General features: G+C 71.4%; 10 protein-coding genes. 6 read left to right on the forward strand and 4 right to left on the reverse strand.

All coding sequences use genetic code 11. From position 1 onward, the window contains the following. Positions 1-6: 6 nt before the first annotated feature. From holA to KL771_RS15510, 4 genes are all read left to right on the forward strand, one after another. Complete coding sequence (gene holA, locus KL771_RS15495; protein WP_261969450.1) at positions 7-1,047, forward strand: DNA polymerase III subunit delta; 1,041 nt, start codon at positions 7-9, stop codon at positions 1,045-1,047. Positions 1,048-1,827: 780 nt separating this feature from the next. After that, entirely contained in the window at positions 1,828-2,616 is a 789-nt protein-coding gene (locus tag KL771_RS15500; protein WP_261969451.1) for an ImuA family protein, read from the forward strand. Next, positions 2,498-4,831 (forward strand): Y-family DNA polymerase, encoded by a 2,334-nt coding sequence (locus KL771_RS28365; RefSeq protein ID WP_390866909.1) that lies wholly within the window; start codon positions 2,498-2,500, stop codon positions 4,829-4,831. The genes KL771_RS15500 and KL771_RS28365 overlap by 119 nt, the downstream gene beginning before the upstream one ends. Further along, positions 4,828-8,337 carry an error-prone DNA polymerase gene (locus KL771_RS15510; RefSeq protein ID WP_261969452.1) on the forward strand — a complete coding sequence of 1,170 codons (3,510 nt, stop codon included), beginning with the start codon at positions 4,828-4,830 and terminating at the stop codon, positions 8,335-8,337. Before KL771_RS28365 ends, KL771_RS15510 begins: the two co-directional genes overlap by 4 nt. A gap of 161 nt (positions 8,338-8,498) precedes the next feature. On the opposite strand, the gene KL771_RS15515 is transcribed toward KL771_RS15510, so the two are convergent. The 3 genes from KL771_RS15515 to KL771_RS15525 all read right to left on the reverse strand — a co-directional run bounded on the left by KL771_RS15515 (position 8,499) and on the right by KL771_RS15525 (position 13,805). Next, complete coding sequence (locus KL771_RS15515) at positions 8,499-9,191, reverse strand: outer-membrane lipoprotein carrier protein LolA (protein ID WP_140941242.1); 693 nt, start codon at positions 9,189-9,191, stop codon at positions 8,499-8,501. Positions 9,192-9,406: 215 nt separating this feature from the next. Then, positions 9,407-12,520, reverse strand: a complete 3,114-nt coding sequence (locus KL771_RS15520; RefSeq protein ID WP_261969453.1) for a DNA translocase FtsK — start codon at positions 12,518-12,520, stop codon at positions 9,407-9,409. A 4-nt stretch (positions 12,521-12,524) separates the two neighbouring features. After that, the gene (locus KL771_RS15525) at positions 12,525-13,805 is read right to left on the reverse strand and encodes an aminotransferase class I/II-fold pyridoxal phosphate-dependent enzyme (RefSeq protein ID WP_261969454.1); all 1,281 of its coding nucleotides are present in this window, start codon (positions 13,803-13,805) and stop codon (positions 12,525-12,527) included. A gap of 408 nt (positions 13,806-14,213) precedes the next feature. Between KL771_RS15525 and KL771_RS15530 the strand changes: the two genes are divergently transcribed. Then, positions 14,214-14,465: a sulfur globule protein precursor gene (locus KL771_RS15530; protein WP_261969455.1), complete on the forward strand. Its 252-nt coding sequence runs from the start codon at positions 14,214-14,216 to the stop codon at positions 14,463-14,465. Between the two features lie 304 nt (positions 14,466-14,769). Beyond that, the gene (locus KL771_RS15535; protein WP_261969456.1) at positions 14,770-15,018 is read left to right on the forward strand and encodes a hypothetical protein; all 249 of its coding nucleotides are present in this window, start codon (positions 14,770-14,772) and stop codon (positions 15,016-15,018) included. 177 nt (positions 15,019-15,195) lie between these two features. Here the strand turns inward: KL771_RS15535 and KL771_RS15540 are convergent, their stop codons facing one another. Next, complete coding sequence (locus tag KL771_RS15540) at positions 15,196-15,801, reverse strand: NUDIX hydrolase (RefSeq protein WP_261969457.1); 606 nt, start codon at positions 15,799-15,801, stop codon at positions 15,196-15,198. Between the last annotated feature and the right edge of the window lie 62 nt (positions 15,802-15,863).

Here is a 15,863-nt window from a genome sequence, read left to right on the forward strand (position 1 = left end):
CCCGGTATGGTCGCCCTCAAATCCGCCTCCGAGATCGATCTCTTCCTGCGCAAGGCGCCGTCCAGCGCCGCCCTGGTGCTGATCTTCGGCACCGATGACGGGCTCGTCGCCGAGCGCGGCCGGGCGCTGGTCAAGGCCGCCACCGGCGGGGTCGACGATCCCTTCCTGCTCGTCAAGCTGTCCGGATCCGATCTCGTCGACGATGCGGCGCGGCTCGCCGACGAGGCCTTCACGCTGCCCATGTTCGGCGGCCGGCGCGTGGTCTGGCTGCGCGAGCCCGGCCGTGCCAACGTCGCCGGCGCGCTGGAGCCGCTGTTCGAGGCGACCGACCTGCCGTCGCTGGTGGTGGTCGAGGCCGGCGACATCAAGAAGGGCACCGGGCTGCGCAAGCTGTTCGAGGAGCATCCGCGCGCAGTGGCGATCGAATGCCGCGCCGACGATGCCCAGGCCCTGGAGCGGCTGATCGAGGAGGAGCTGAAGCGCGCCGGTCTGACCATCGACCCGGACGCCCGCGACGCGCTCGAAGCCCAGCTCGGCGCCGACCGGATGGCCTCGCGCGGCGAGGTCGCCAAGCTTTGCCTCTATGCCCATGGCCGCGGCCGGGTCACGCTCGACGACGTGGCGGCGATCGTCGGCGACGCCTCGGCCTTCGCGGTCGACGAGTTGGTCGATGCGGTCGCCGGCGGCGATCTCGACACGGCCGACATGGTGCAGTGGAAGCTGGAGAAATCCGGCACGCCCGCCCATGTCGCCGGGCTGATGGTGATCCGCCATTTCCACGCGCTCAGCCGCATGCGCGCCGAGGTCGATGCCGGTCAGCGGACCGAGAGTGTCGTGGAAGGCCAGCGCCCGCCGATCTTCTTCAAGCGCCGCCCGGCGACCATCCGACAGCTCGGTATCTGGACCCAGCCGCGCATCGACCGCGCCCTCGGGCTGCTCGACCAGGCCATGCTGCAATCCCGCCTAAAACCCCCGGGCCTCGGCAGCGCCGCCCTGTCCGACACCTTCCTCCAAATCGCCCGCGCCGCCCGCGCCGCGCGCCGCTGAAGGCCCTCCGGTGGGTCCCACACTGCCATCTCAAATCTAGAAAAGCCGGCCCCTTACCCCCCGATACCGCGACTCCTTCCCCTTCGCCCCCCAAAGGGGGGAGAAGGTGCCCGAAGGGCGGATGAGGGGGCCTGGATGCCGCGGCCGGAGCCTGAATTCCGTCCCAGTCAGATCTCAAACCGCTGATCTGTCAATGGTTTCCAAATCCATCCCCGCATCCGGCCCGCGGTCCCCGTCTCCCCGGAGGGGCGAAGGGGAAGGGGCCGGGAGGCTCGGCTGGATACGGGATCGAGAGGGCAGGGCGGGACCTCGGGGTCCGGCAGACGGCCGAGTCCAAGCGGCCTTGACTCTCCGGTCCGGCTCTGGAATCCATAGGAACATATAGAGAACATAACAGCCGAACAGGATCTTTCCGCCATGGAACCCGCGTTCCCGGCCCGGCCCGACCTTGCCGATCTGCGCCGCCGGATCGCCGCCCTGGAGGGACGGCCGGAGGCGGCCATGCGGCTGGATCCTGCGAAGTCCGGGTCGCCGCAGGCGCAGTCCGGGCCGGAGGAACGCGTACGGGCGGGGGCGCCGCAGCTGCCGTTCGGGTCGGCATCCGGGCCCGCTCAGGCCGGGCGTGGGGCCGGTGGGGGAGGGCCCGTGCAGGCGGGGTCACCGCCGATCGGGCCGGCTGTCGGATCAGGGACCGGGCCGAAGTGGTCCGGGCTCGGGGCGGCAGACGCCGGGCCGGGCGGCGATGCTGCCGAAGGGGCGATGCGGCCAGCGGGGGGGCGGTTGCCGGCGCCGGGGCCACACCAGTCTCCCCCGGCCGGAAGCGCGGCCGCGCGGCTGGCGCTGCCTTTCGGGGTGCCGGGGCTCGACGGCCTGTTCCGGGCCGGCGGGCTGCCGCTCGGGGTCTTGCATGAGCTGACCGCCGAGGAGACGCGCGAGACCGGGGCGCTGGCCGGCTTCGCGGCGGCGCTGGCGGCCCGGCAGGCGGCGTTCCGGGCCGGCATGGTGGTCTGGGCGGCCGACCGGCAGAGCCCGCGCGAGGGCGGGCGGCTCTATGCGCCGGGGCTGCATGCGCTCGGGCTCGATCCGGGCCGGGTGCTGTTCGTCGATGCGGCCGATCCGGCCGACGTGCTCTGGGTGCTGGAGGAGGCGCTGGCGACGCGCGGGATCGCGGCCGTCCTCGGCGAGATCCGCGGCAATCCGCGCGCGCTCGACCTGACCGCGACGCGCCGCCTGGCCTTGAGGGCGCGCGACCGGCCGGTGCTCGGCCTGATCCTGCGCGTCGACGCGGCCGCGGAAGCGAGCGCGGCCGCGACCCGCTGGACGGTCGCGAGCGGTCCGGCCGGCACGCTCGGCGGCTTCGCCGAAGGCGTCGGGCGGCCGGTCTGGCGCCTCGACCTGACCAAGAATCGCGAAGGCCATCTCGGCCGCTTCGAACTGGAATGGGACCATCATGACCGCCGCTTCGCCCGTCCCGCGCCGCATCCTGTCGCTCGTCCTGACCCGGCTGCCGACCGACCGGCTGATCCGCGCCGAACGGGGCAGGTCGTGGCGTTCGGCCGCGCCTCTTGAGCCGGCCATTCCGGCCGCTCTCGGCCCGGTTGCTGGTGGCGGCTCGGCCGCCGGGATGACGGGCGACCGCCGCCAGGAGGAGGGGCACCTGATCGAGACCGCCGATGCGGTCGCCTCCGGGGCGACGCGGCTCGCCCGCCGGATCGGCCAGGCGACCTGGACGCCGCCGGCCCCGGCGGCGCGCGCGGCGCGGCCCGATCCGGCCCGTCCGCCGGTGGCGGTGGTCGGCCGGCAGGGCAGCGCGCTGCGGCTTGTCGCCGTCGACGAGGTCGCCGAGGCGCGCGGGCTCGCCGCCGGCCTCGGGCTGGCCGATGCCCGCGCGATGGTACCGGATCTGATGGTCGCCGAGGCCGACCCGCCAGGCGACCAGGCCCTTCTGGAGCGGATCGCCGACTGGTGCGACCGCTACACCCCGCTCGTCGCGCTCGATCCGGTCGCCTTCGGGATGGCCGGTCCGGACGGGCTCTTCCTGGAGATCGGCGGTTCGGCCCATCTGTTCGGCGGGGAGGCGGCGCTGGCGGCCGATCTGGCGTCGAGGCTCGCCGCGCAGGGCTTCGCCGTCCGCATCGGCATCGCGGACCATGCGGGGGCGGCCTGGGCGGCGGCACGCTTCGGCGGCGCGCGCATCCGCATCCTGGCGCCCGGCACGGAAGCGGCGGCGCTGGCGCCCCTGCCGCTCGCCGCCCTGCGCCTGCCGGCCGTCACCGTGGCGGCGCTCGACCGGCTCGGGTTGAAGACCGTCGGGGCGGTCGCCGAGCTGCCGCGCGCGCCGCTCGCCCGCCGCTTCGGGATCGATCTGGTGCGCCGCTTCGACCAGGCCTTCGGCCGTGCCGACGAGCCGATCGTGCCGCGCCGGCCGGTGCCGGCGCTGACCGCCGAGCGCCGCTTTGCCGAACCGATCCTGGCCGTCGACGACGTGGCGCGGGTGATCCGCTCGCTGGCCGGCCATCTGGCCGATCCCCTGGAGGCCCGCCAGGAGGGGGCGCGGGTCCTGGAACTGGCGCTGTTCCGGGTCGACGGCCAGGTCACCCGGCTGACCGTCGGGGCGAGCCGGCCGCTGCGCGATCCCGCGCTGGTGCTCGGCCTGTTCGCCGAGAAGCTGAAGCGGATGGGCGAGACGATCGATTTCGGCTTCGGCATCGAGACCGTGCGGCTTGCCGTGACGGCGTCCGACCGCGACGATCCGGCGCAGATCGATCTTGCCGGCAGTGCCGAGGCTTCGGCCGATCTCGCCCATCTGGTCGACCGGCTCGGTGCCCGGCTCGGGCTCGGCCGGGTGCGTCGCGCCGTGCCGGAGGAGACCCATATTCCGGAGGCCGCCGCCGCCCTGGTCCCGGCCGCGGCGATCGGCGTGGAGGCCGATGCGGCCTGGACGGCGGAGCCGCGCCCGGAAGCCGACGAGGCGGTAGACCGGCCGTTGCGCCTGTTCGAACGGCCGGAGCCGATCGAGGCGGTCGCCGCCGTGCCGGAAGGCCCGCCGATCCGCTTCCGCTGGCGCCGGGCCACCTACGACATCGCCCGCTACGAGGGTCCCGAGCGCATCGCCGCCGAATGGTGGCGCCTGCCGCTCGCGTCGGCGGACTCTGCCCCGGGCGAGGCGCCGGCCGGCCAAGCCGTTGCCACCCCGGAGGCCGTCGCCGCCCCGGCCGTCGCGTCTGCGGAGACCCGTCCCGGCGCTCCGTCGGGCGCCGCCCGGCTTGGCTTCGGCGCACCGGGACAGGCCACCGCCACGAACCCGTCCGGTGCCGCCCCTCCTGCCACTCCACCGGCTGCGGGGCCGCGCCAGCGGGTACCGTCGCGCACCTCGGGCGAACTCCATGCCGCCGAGCGGCTCGTCCCCCGCGGCGACCCCCGTTCGACCGATCGACCCGTTCCCCGTGGCAATGCGGGCCCGGTGGATCGACCCGTTCCCCGTGGCGAGGTCAGTCCGGTGGATCGCGCGGTCCCGCGCGGGGATGCGCCTCCGCGCGATCGCCCCGCGCCACGGCCCGGCCGGGAGGACGCGGTCGCCGCCGCGGCGTACGGTCCGGACGGCCGAAGCCAAGAACAATTCATGAACATACCCGAAGCCTTGCCGCCCGGCACGCCGGGGCTGACGCGCGACTATTTCCGCGTCGAGGACCGGTCCGGCCGGCGTTTCTGGGTCTTCCGGGAGGGTCTCTACGAGCGCGAGACGGCGCGGCCGCACTGGTATCTGCAGGGGCTGTTCGCATGACGACGCGATCGAGTCCAACCGGTCCGGCAAGGTCGGCCGGTCCGGCGGGGCCCGCCTATGCCGAGCTGGCGGTCGCGACCAACTTCTCCTTCCTGCGCGGGGCCAGCCATCCGGAGGAGATGGCGGTCGCGGCGGCGACGCTCGGCCTCGCCGGTTTCGCGGTCGCCGACCGCAATTCGCTCGCCGGCGTGGTGCGCGCCCATATGGCCGCCCAGGAAACCGGCGGGCCGTTCCGGGTCGGCTGCCGGCTGGTCTTCGGGGAGGGCCCGATCGACGGGGGGCAGGCAGATGGGGGAAGGGCGGGCGGGGATGATCGGCCGGGACGGGGCGGGCGCGGGAGTGCAGGGCCGGCCGTCCCCGACCGGTCGGCCGCGACGCCCGACATTCTGGCCTGGCCGACCGACCGGGCCGCCTATGGCCGGCTCTGCCGCCTGCTCACCCTCGGCAACCGGCGCGCGCCGAAGGGGCAGTGCCATCTGACCCTCGACGATCTGCTCGGCTGGGGCGAAGGCCTGATCCTGGCTCCCGTCGCCGGCCGCCGGCTGGCCGGGCCGGAGGGCCGCGCGCTGGCCGCCACACTCGATGCGCTGCGGGCGGCGTTCGGCCGCGAGCACGTCCGTCTCGCCATCGCGCTCCAATACGGGGCTGGCGACCGCCGCCGGCTGGCCGCCGCCATGGCGATCGGCCGGGAGGCCGGCATCCGGCTGCTGGCGATCGGCGACGTGACCCAGCATGTCCCGGAGCGCCGGCCGCTCGCCGACGTGCTCACCTGCATCCGCGAGCATGTCGACCTGGCCACGGCCGGCCGCCGCCTCGCCGTCAATGCCGAGCGCCACCTGAAGGATGCGGCCGCCATGGCGCGGCTGTTCCGCGACTGCCCGCAGGCGGTGGCGGAGAGCGCCGCGGTGTTCGAGCAGCTGGGCTTCTCCTTGAGCGAACTGCGCTACGAGTATCCGGAGGAGCCGACCGGCGCCGATGCCAGCCCGCAGGCGGCCTTGGTGCGGCTGACCCGCGAGGGCGCCGCCCAGCGCTATCCGCAGGGCATTCCCGAGAAGGTCGCCCGCGCCATCGCGCATGAATTCGGCATCATCGCCGAACTCGGCTACGCACCCTATTTCCTCACCGTCCACGACATCGTCCGCTTCGCCCGCAGTCGCGGCATCCTCGCCCAGGGGCGCGGCTCGGCGGCCAATTCGGCGGTCTGCTTCTGTCTCGGCATCACTGAGGTCGATCCCGACCGCGCCGACCTGCTGTTCGAGCGCTTCGTCAGCCCGGAACGGCGCGAGCCGCCCGACATCGACGTGGATTTCGAGCATGAGCGGCGCGAGGAGGTGATCCAGTACATCTATGCCAAATATGGCCGCGAGCGCGCCGGCCTCGCCGCCACGGTGATCTCCTACCGGGCGCGCTCGGCCGTGCGCGAGGTCGGCAAGGCCTTCGGGCTGTCCGAGGATGCCGTCGACAAGCTTGCCGGCACCATCTGGGGCTGGTCTTCGAAGCCGGTCGAGGCCGGCGAGGTCGCCCGCGTCGGGCTCGATCCGGCCGACACCACCATTGCCAACATCCGCGCGATCACGGCCGAGATCTCGGGCTTCCCGCGCCATCTGTCGCAGCATGTCGGCGGCTTCGTCATCACCCGCGGCCGGCTCGACGAGGTCGTGCCGATCCAGAATGCCGCCATGGAGGACCGCACCGTCATCGAGTGGGACAAGGACGATCTCGATGCGCTCGGCATCCTCAAGATCGACATCCTGGCGCTCGGCATGCTGACCTGCATCGGCAAGGCCTTCGAGCTGGTCCGCCGCCACTACGGCCGCCCGCTTACCATCGCCGGCATTCCGGCCGAGGATCCTGAGACCTATGCGATGATCCAGCGCGCCGACACGATCGGCGTGTTCCAGATCGAGAGCCGCGCGCAGATGACCATGCTGCCGCGCCTGAAACCCGCGACCTTCTACGATCTGGTCATCGAGGTTGCCATCGTGCGGCCCGGCCCGATCCAGGGCGACATGGTGCATCCGTATCTGCGCCGGCGTCAGAAGCTGGAACAGGTTACTTATCCGTCTAAGGATCTCGAAAAGGTGCTGGGCAAGACGCTTGGCGTGCCGCTGTTCCAGGAGCAGGCGATGCAGATCGCCATCGTGGCGGCCGGCTTCACCCCCGCCGAGGCCGACAAGCTGCGCCGCGCCATGGCGACCTTCCGGCGGGTCGGCACGATTGGGTCGTTCCAGCAGAAGATGATCGAGGGCATGGCCGCCCGCGGCTACGACCGGGCCTTCGCCGAGCGCTGCTTCCGCCAGATCGAGGGTTTCGGCGAATATGGCTTCCCCGAAAGCCACGCGGCCAGCTTCGCGCTGCTCGTCTATGCCTCGGCCTGGCTCAAATGCCACTATCCGGATGCCTTCGCGGCGGCCCTGCTCAATGCCCAGCCGATGGGCTTCTATGCCCCGGCCCAGATCGTGCGCGATGCGCGCGAGCATGGCGTCGAGGTGCGGCCGGTCGACGTCAACCTGTCCGACTGGGACAACAGGCTCGAACGCGGGCCGCACGCGGCCGAGCGGCTGCACGCGCGCCACGCCGCCATGGTCGACCATATCTGGTCGACCCATGCCATCCGGCTCGGGTTCCGGCAGGTGAAAGGCCTCGCCGAGGCCGAGATGCGCCGGCTGGTCGCGCGGCGCGGCCGAGGCTACGATTCGGTGCGCGATCTCTGGCTGCGCACAGGGCTCGACCGCGCCGCCCTGGAGCGGCTGGCCGATGCCGATGCGTTCCGCTCGCTCGGGCTCGACCGGCGCGTCGCGCTCTGGGCCGCCCGGGGCCTGCAGGCCGGCGGCGCGGCGGCCCGCCTGCCGCTGTTCGATACGGTCGCGACTCCGGCGCGCGACCGCGAACCGGATGTCGCCCTGCCGCCGATGCCGCCCGGCGAGCAGGTGGTCAACGACTACCGCTTCCTGTCGCTCTCACTGAAGGCCCATCCGCTGAGCTTCCTGCGCCAGCGGCTCGACGCGTTGCGCGTCACCCGCGCCGACCGGCTCGACGCCGCCCGCAACGGCACGCGGCTGCGCGTCGCCGGGTTGGTCCTGGTGCGCCAGCGGCCCGGCTCGGCCAAGGGGGTGATCTTCATGACGCTCGAGGACGAGGCCGGCGTCGCCAACGTGATCGTCTGGCCGAAGGTCTTCGAGACCGACCGGCCGACCGTGCTCGGTGCCCGGCTGATCGCCGTCGACGGCCGGGTGCAGAGCCAGTCCGGCGTCATCCACGTCGTCGCCGAGAAGCTCGTCGACCTGACCCCGCTGCTCGGCCTGCTGTCGGCCGATGCCGGCGACCTGGAAGCCCTCGCCAATGCCGACGAGGTCAAGCGGCCGCAGGCCGACATGCGCGAGAAGATCAAGCCGGCCAGCCGCCTGCAGCGCCTGGTCGCCGAGGTGCCGGCGCTCAAGGAGGATTTCGCCGCGCTGGCCGACGCGACCCGCAAGGTGATGCCCAAGGGGCGGAACTTCCAGTGACGGGGCCGCGAAGGCCCGACGCCGCCCGCGGTCGGATCATGCCGACAGCCCGGGGTTCCGATGCACCGGGCTGTCGAAGCGAGGCGGATTTCTCAAGGGCGACAGAGGCATGAGACATCCGCGTCCCGACCGCCGTCGGTCCTGTCAGGCGGCCGTCGGCATCACTGCAGGATGCGGGTCCGGTCGATCTTGAACAGCTTCTCGTCGACAGGCTGGTTGGCGACCGTGTTGTAGATCGCCACCGCGGTGTCGTAGCCCTGCGCGTCGGTCACGGTCCACTGCTTCAGTTCGCTCGACTTGCGGTCGAACACCAGGGTCAGGCGGCCGTCGCCGAACACGGTCGACTGCTCCAGCACCACCGAGACCAGGTCCGGCTCGACCGACACCTTGGTGACGGTCGCCTCCGAGGTCAGGTCGAGCTGTTCGGAAAGCAGGAAGCGCAGCGGCGTCTTGCCGAGCGGGTAGAGATCCTTGGTCTGGTTCTTCCGGTCGAACACGACCACGTCGGTGCCGTCCGCGGTGACTTCCAGCGTCGACGGCTTGGCGTAGAGGAACTTGATCTTGCCCGGCTTGGACAGGAAGAACTGGCCTTCGGTGCGCTGGCCGTCCGGCCCGAACTGCACGAAGGCGCCGGCCATGGTCTTGACGTTGTTGAAGTATTTGTTGATCAGGCCGACCGCGTCCTTCTGCACCTGATTGAGCTTGGCCGGCTGCACGGCGGGCGTCGAGTTGCCGAACGGGAAGATCGAGAAGGGCGTCTCGGGCTTGGCCTGCTGGCCGACGGCGGCGAGCGTGCCGGCGCCAAGGAGGAGGCCGGCGGCTGCGGCGGCGAGAAACGGGCGGATGTTCCGCATGGATCGGGTTCCCTCGATAGGCGCCGGGTGGTCGCACGGAAGGCCGTGCGCCTCGCCCGAGGCGGTCAGTTCACGAAGACGCTGGTCACGACGACGCTGATCACGATGGCACTGGTACTCGACTAACCGGGCGGCATGGCAAGACTGCGGCCGTTACGCGCGGCCCCGGCGCCGGTGCTGGCGGGGAGGGGGCTGAGATCGCCGCCGCCTGGGCCTCAGTCGTCGGCATTGCCGATCAGGATTTCACGCTTGCCGGCATGGTTGGCGGGACCGACGATGCCCTCCTTCTCCATGCGTTCGATCAGCGAGGCGGCGCGATTGTAGCCGATTTGGAGGCGGCGCTGCACGTAGGAGGTGGAGGCCTTCTTGTCCTTCATCACCACCGCCACGGCACGATCGTAGAGATCGGCCGATTCCTCCAGCCCGCTGGCGTCGCCGCCCTCCTCGTCCTCGGCATCGTCGTCGCCGGCCGTGATCGCGTCGAGATATTGCGGCGTGCCCTGGCGCTTCAGGTGATGCACGACCTTCTCGACCTCGTCGTCGGCCACGAAGGGACCATGCACGCGCTTGATCCGGCCGCCGCCTTCCATGAACAGCATGTCGCCCTGGCCGAGCAGCTGTTCGGCGCCCTGCTCGCCGAGAATGGTGCGGCTGTCGATCTTGGAGGTGACCTGGAAGGAGATGCGGGTCGGGAAGTTGGCCTTGATGGTGCCGGTGATCACGTCGACCGACGGCCGCTGCGTGGCCATGACGATGTGGATGCCGGCGGCGCGGGCCATCTGGGCGAGGCGCTGGATGGCGCCCTCGATCTCCTTGCCGGCGACGATCATCAGGTCGGCCATCTCGTCGACCACCACCACGATATAGGGCAGCGGATCGAGTGCGAGCTGCTCCTGCTCGTAGATCGGCTCGCCGGTCTGGCGATGGAAGCCGGTCTGCACCTCGCGGGTCAGGATCTCGCCGCGTGCCTTGGCTTCCGCGACACGGGCGTTGAAGCCGTCGATGTTGCGGACCCCGAGCTTGGACATCTTGCGATAACGGTCCTCCATCTCGCGCACCGTCCACTTCAGCGCCATGACGGCCTTCTTGGGATCGGTGACAACCGGGGACAGCAGGTGCGGGATGCCGTCATAGACGGACAGTTCCAGCATCTTCGGGTCGATCATGATCAGCTTGCACTGCTCCGGCTTCAGCCGGTAGAGCAGCGACAGGATCATGGTGTTGATCGCGACCGACTTGCCCGAGCCGGTGGTACCGGCGACGAGCAGATGCGGCATGCGCGCCAGGTCGGCGATGACCGGTTCGCCGCCGATCGTCTTGCCGAGGCAGAGCGCCAGCTTGTGCTTGGTGGTCTCGAAATTCTCCGAGGCGATCATCTCGCGCAGATAGACGGTCTCGCGGCGCTGGTTCGGCAGCTCGATGCCGATCACGTTGCGGCCGGGCACCACCGCGACGCGCGCCGAGACCGCGCTCATCGAGCGGGCGATGTCGTCGGCGAGGCCGATCACGCGCGAGGACTTGACGCCCGGGGCGGGCTCCAACTCGTACATGGTGACGACCGGGCCGGGGCGGACATGGATGATCTCGCCCTTGACGCCGAAATCGTCGAGCACGCCTTCCAGGACGCCGGCATTGCCTTCCAGCACCTCCTCCGACAGTTCGGCGGCCGGGCCGAGCCGGCGCGGCTCGCTGAGCAGCGTGATCGGCGGGAACTGGTAGCCGTCGCCGAAGCCCAGGAAGCCGCGGCCCTCGGCCTCGCGGGCCGGCTTCTTCACCTGCGCCATCGGCCCGTGCATCTGACCGACGGGGACGCGCCGCTCGTTCGGATCGCGGGTCGGCTCGGCCGGTTCGCGCGCGGCCTTTTCGCGGGGGGCGGGCTCGGGGGCCGGAGCCTCGCGGGCCTGGGTTTCACGGGCTGGGGCTTCGCGCCCGCCGCGCGGCTCGGCGGCCGCACCGATCCGGCTGGCCGGCCCGCGCGAGGGCGGCGCTGCGACCCGCACCGGTGCGGGCGGCGGGGGCGGCGGCAGCGGCTCGTCGTCGAAGGCCTCCTCCTCGTCGTCGAGATCGAAGGGCGGCCGGTCGGCATGGCGGTCGGCGACATGGGCGCGATAGTCGGCATCGCGGTCGTCGGGATCGTAACCGCGCGGTTCGGGCGCACGGCCCTGGCCGGCGCGGCCTTCGGCGCCCCGGGGTTCCGGACCGCCGCGCCCGTCGAAGCCGCGCGGATCCGCAGCCCGCGGATCGAGCGCACGTCCCTCGGCCTGACGCCGATCCGGGACGCGGCCGTCATCGACCCGGCCGTCGTCGCCGCGGCGCACGCCGCGGGCCGCCGGCATCGGCTCGGGGCCCCGGCCGCGCGGATCGAACCGGTCGTCCTCATCCTCGTCATCATAATAGGGTTCCGGCTCGACCGGCGCGCGCGGGGTCGAGACGCGGACGCGGGAGACGGGGGCCTCGGCCTGGAAACCAGGCTCGACGCGCTGGTGGCTGCGGGTCGGCGCTGGACGGTAGTCGTCCTCGAAATCGTCCTCCGGATAGCGATCCGGTGCGCGCCGCCGGCCGAACAGGCGGGCGAGCGAGAAGCCGCGATTGTCGAGCGTGGCGCCGCGCCGTCCGACCATGCGCAGCAGGTTGGCACGGGTGACCAGCGCCCAATGGTGCAGCATGGCGAGCGGCATGAAGCGCGGCGCGTCGTCCTCGTCCTCGTCGTCGAAGGTCTGGTCCTGCGCCCGCCCCCGTGCCGCGGCGGCCCGGACGGGCGCGCGCTCCCGGCCACCCCAGCCGATCGCTTGGGCGTTGAGCACGATGGCGCCGAGGCCGAACAGCGCCAGGCCGATGAAACGGCCGAGTTCGGTCGCCCCGGTCAGCCAGACCGGCAGCTTCATGATCATGTCGCCGATGACGCCGCCGAGCCCGACCGGCAACGGCCAGCTCTGCGAAACCGGCAGTCCGGCGAGTGCGGCGGCGGTCAGGACCGTGCCGCCAAGCCAAGCCAGCGCCCGGTTGCGGGTCACCGCCGCATGGCCGCGCGACAGCAGTCGCCAGCCGAGCCCGAGAGCCGGCAGCAGCGCGACCGTGACGGCGAGCCCGATCAGTTGGAAGGCGAGATCGGCGACGATCGCACCCGGTCGGCCGAGCAGATTGCGCGGCACGGCCTGGGTGGCGTTGGAATAGCTCGGATCGGTCACCGACCAGCTCGCCAGGGCCACCGCCACGGCACCCGTGACGGCCAGCACGCCGATGCCGAGGAGACCGGCCAGATTGCGCGTCACGATCTGGCGCAGGTCGGTATCCATCGGCAGGGAGGCTTCGGTACGCGATGACCGCATGGTCTCAAGCCCTCGTTCGGCCCCTCAGGGCCGGATGCAGAATGTCGGCAATACGGCTGAGCCCGTCCTCGGTGGCCGGCAGGTCGTCCACCAGAGCGACGCGCAGGAAATCGGCGCCGGGATTGGTTCCGTCCCGACCCGGTGCGGCGAGATAGCTGCCCGGCACGACCCGGACGCCGCCCTCGCGCCAGAGCCGCAGGGTGGCGGCCTCGCCGGCATCGAAACCGTCCTCGGCGAGGCCGGTCACGTCCAGCCACAGAAAGAAGCCGCCTTCCGGCGTGACCGGGCCGAAGACCGGGCCGAGGATGCGCTCGGCCGCCGCGTATTTGGCGTTGTAGAGGCGGCGGTTGGCCTCGACATGGGCCTCGTCGCCGAAAGCCGCGACCGCGACCGCCTGGACCGGTTCGGGCACCTGCGGGGCGGCCATGTTGCGGAAGCGCGTCCAGCGCGTCAGGAAGGCCGGGTCGCCGGCCGCGAAGCCGCAGCGCAGGCCGGGCAGGTTGGAGCGCTTGGAGAGCGAGTTGAAGGCGACGACCCGGTCGAAGCCCTCGGCGGTGGTCGCCGCGGCCTCGAGCACGCCGGCCGGCGGGGTCGAACGGTAGATCTCCGAATAGCACTCGTCGGCGAGCAGCATGAAGTCGTGCCGGCGGGCAAGGGCGATCAGGTCGAGCCAGCCGGCGAGCGAGACGACCGCCCCCTGCGGATTGGCCGGCGAGGCGAAGAACATCGCTACCGTGCGGGCCAGCAAATCCGCATCAAGCGCCGCCGGATCGGGCAGGAAGCCGGTCTCCGCGGTGGCCGGCACCATGACTGGCTCGCAGCCCGCCGCGACGCAGCCGGCCGCATAGGCCTGGTAGAAGGGATTGGGGATCAGGATGGCCGGGTTGGCGACGGCCTTGGCCGAGTTCATCCGCGCCTCGAGGGCCGCAAAGAACAGGCCTTCGCGCGAGCCGTTGAGCGGCAGGATCATGGTCGCCGGATCGATCCGGCCGTCGAGCCCGTAGCGCCGGCCGAGCCAGCCGGCCACGGTCTCGCGGAAGGCATCGGTGCCGCGGATGGCCGGATAGCGGCCGAAGCCGGCAATCTCGCGCTGCAGGGCGGGGCCGACGAAATCCGGCACCGGATGGCGCGGCTCGCCGACCACCATGACGATCGGCGGCCGGCCCGGCGCGCGGCCTTCGAGCAGCGTGGCCAACCGCTGGAACGGCGACACGAAGGTGCCGCCCGCGGTCTCGGCGGGGCGCGGCGCGGTCGGATGGACGGTCGTGGCGGCGGGGGCGGACATCGTTAGCAATCCCTTGTAGGAGGAAGACTAGGTCGGACCGGTTAAGGGGCCTTTAACCAAGCCGGATCGTTGAGCGGCCGTTGCCGGCGACGGAAGCCGCAGCGGCGATGGGGCGACGGCCGGTTTAGCCCGGCCGGGCGTTAAGCGGAATGCAAGGCCGCCATGCACTGCCGCGTCGGCCTGCATGATGCACGAGGCGCCGCCGCCGGGCGTCGGCACGGAACCCGACCTGCGATTCGCCGCCGGGACCGCGATCGCCACGCCCCCTCAGGGCTCACGGCGTCGTGATCCGCCGCCACGAAAATGTACGGATTCTAAACGGGGGTCTCACGGGTGGTTCAAGGGCCGGAAGGCAATCTCGCGTCATCAGGGATCGAGAGACGATCCACCGAAACGGGAGAAACGAACATGCTGCGCAAGACCCTCATGGCCCTCGCCGCCACCGCCGCCCTCGCCACCGGCACCGTCGCCGCCACCTCCGCCGCCGAGGCGAAGGTCGTCATCAAGGTCGGCGGTGGTGGCTACTACGGCGGCGGCTATTACGGCGGCTACTACGGCCCGGCCTACGGCGGCTACTATGGCGGCGGCTGCGTCAGCAAGCCGAAGCTGGTCTACACCCCCTGGGGCCCGGTCTGGAAGAACAAGACCGTCTGCTGGTAATCCGCAAGCCCGGTCCGCCCGATACCGATCCGGCCGGCCGAATGGCCGCCGGTTCGGAGTCGGGCCCGACAGGCGACAAGACATACGTACGATCAACATTCGCAATTTCACTTGTATTCATTCGAAAGGCCATGATTCTGTCTCAATTTATGCAATCCGGTAACCCGATATGGGTCAATCACCATGAAATGAACGCCAGATGAACGATGCCATCAGGGCAAATTCAGGCGACTGCACTATTCTCCCCGTCATTAAATGCGTGATCGGACCTTGAGCCGATCGCCATGGCGAAGGGAGCAAACTGATGAAGAAGCTTGTACTCGGCCTTGCCGCTGCTGCCGGCCTTGCACTCGTGGCCGTCCCGGCCACGACCTCCACGGCTGAAGCCGGCTGGAAGCATCACCACAAGTGGCATGGCCATCACGGCCATTGGCACGGCGGCAAGGTCGTCGTCCGTCCGTGGGGCTATCCGGCCTATTACGGCTACTACGGCTGCCGCTGGAAGGTGAAGTATCGCGGCCATCACGCCTACAAGGTCAAGGTCTGCTACTGATCGCAGGCCTTCAGCCTCGCTGGTCCGGCCAGGCACATCAGCCCCCCGCCTTCCGGCCACGAGACCCCGCCGCCCCAAGCGGCGGGGTTTTCTGTCGCCGGCGGGACGAATGGCCGATTTCGAGCAGCTCGGTGATCTCCGGCTTCGCGCCTGCCGTCCGTCGAAGGGTCTGCCCGATCAGGCCGGCTCGGGTGGTTGCGCGGTGCCGAAGCCGGCTGGCCGGCCGCGGAAGCGCTCGCCGGTTTCGCCGGCGGGATTGACGAAGGGCGCCGGCGCCGTGCCGGCCTGCACCGCATGCTCGTGTTCGAGCGCCCATTCCACCGACGGAAAGGCCAGTTCCGTCCAGGGCAGTTCGTCCGGCTCGAACAGGCGCACCTCCAGGCTTTCCGGGCCGGCCGCGAAGGAACCGGCCAGTTCGGCCCGATAGATCAATTGCACCTGACTGATCCGCGGCACGGAATAGACCGCCAGCAGGGCATGCAGCCGGATTTCGGCGCCGGCCTCCTCGAAGGCTTCCCGGCGTGCGCCGTCCTCCGGCGTCTCGCCGAGTTCCAGATAGCCCGCCGGCAGCGTCCAGTAGCCGCGCCGCGGCTCGATCGCCCGCCGGCAGAGCAGGATGGCGGAGCCGGCACGCACCACGCTGCCGACGACCAGCTTCGGATTCTCGTAGGCGACGAAGCCGCAATCGCGGCAGACATTGCGCTCGACCGTATCGCCGTCCGGGACGCTTCGCTGGAAACGCGACGCCGCTGCGGCTCCGGTCTCGAAATCCTCCACCGCCATGGTGCCTCCTCCCGGTCCGCCGATCCGGCGCGATTGGCTCCGACCGCTCGATCGTTGCGGCG

The sequence above is a fragment of the Prosthecodimorpha staleyi genome, assembly GCF_018729455.1.
Taxonomy (GTDB): domain Bacteria; phylum Pseudomonadota; class Alphaproteobacteria; order Rhizobiales; family Ancalomicrobiaceae; genus Prosthecodimorpha; species Prosthecodimorpha staleyi.

What these genes read in the sequence shown, in the direction of transcription:
- holA (WP_261969450.1), top strand. Translation starts at nt 7, where the DNA reads ATGGTCGCCCTCAAATCCGCCTCCGAGATCGATCTCTTCCTGCGCAAG.
- KL771_RS28365 (WP_390866909.1), top strand. Translation starts at nt 2,498, where the DNA reads ATGACCGCCGCTTCGCCCGTCCCGCGCCGCATCCTGTCGCTCGTCCTG.
- KL771_RS15510 (WP_261969452.1), top strand. Translation starts at nt 4,828, where the DNA reads ATGACGACGCGATCGAGTCCAACCGGTCCGGCAAGGTCGGCCGGTCCG.
- KL771_RS15515 (WP_140941242.1), bottom strand. Translation starts at nt 9,191, where the DNA reads ATGCGGAACATCCGCCCGTTTCTCGCCGCCGCAGCCGCCGGCCTCCTC.
- KL771_RS15520 (WP_261969453.1), bottom strand. Translation starts at nt 12,520, where the DNA reads ATGCGGTCATCGCGTACCGAAGCCTCCCTGCCGATGGATACCGACCTG.
- KL771_RS15525 (WP_261969454.1), bottom strand. Translation starts at nt 13,805, where the DNA reads ATGTCCGCCCCCGCCGCCACGACCGTCCATCCGACCGCGCCGCGCCCC.
- KL771_RS15530 (WP_261969455.1), top strand. Translation starts at nt 14,214, where the DNA reads ATGCTGCGCAAGACCCTCATGGCCCTCGCCGCCACCGCCGCCCTCGCC.
- KL771_RS15535 (WP_261969456.1), top strand. Translation starts at nt 14,770, where the DNA reads ATGAAGAAGCTTGTACTCGGCCTTGCCGCTGCTGCCGGCCTTGCACTC.
- KL771_RS15540 (WP_261969457.1), bottom strand. Translation starts at nt 15,801, where the DNA reads ATGGCGGTGGAGGATTTCGAGACCGGAGCCGCAGCGGCGTCGCGTTTC.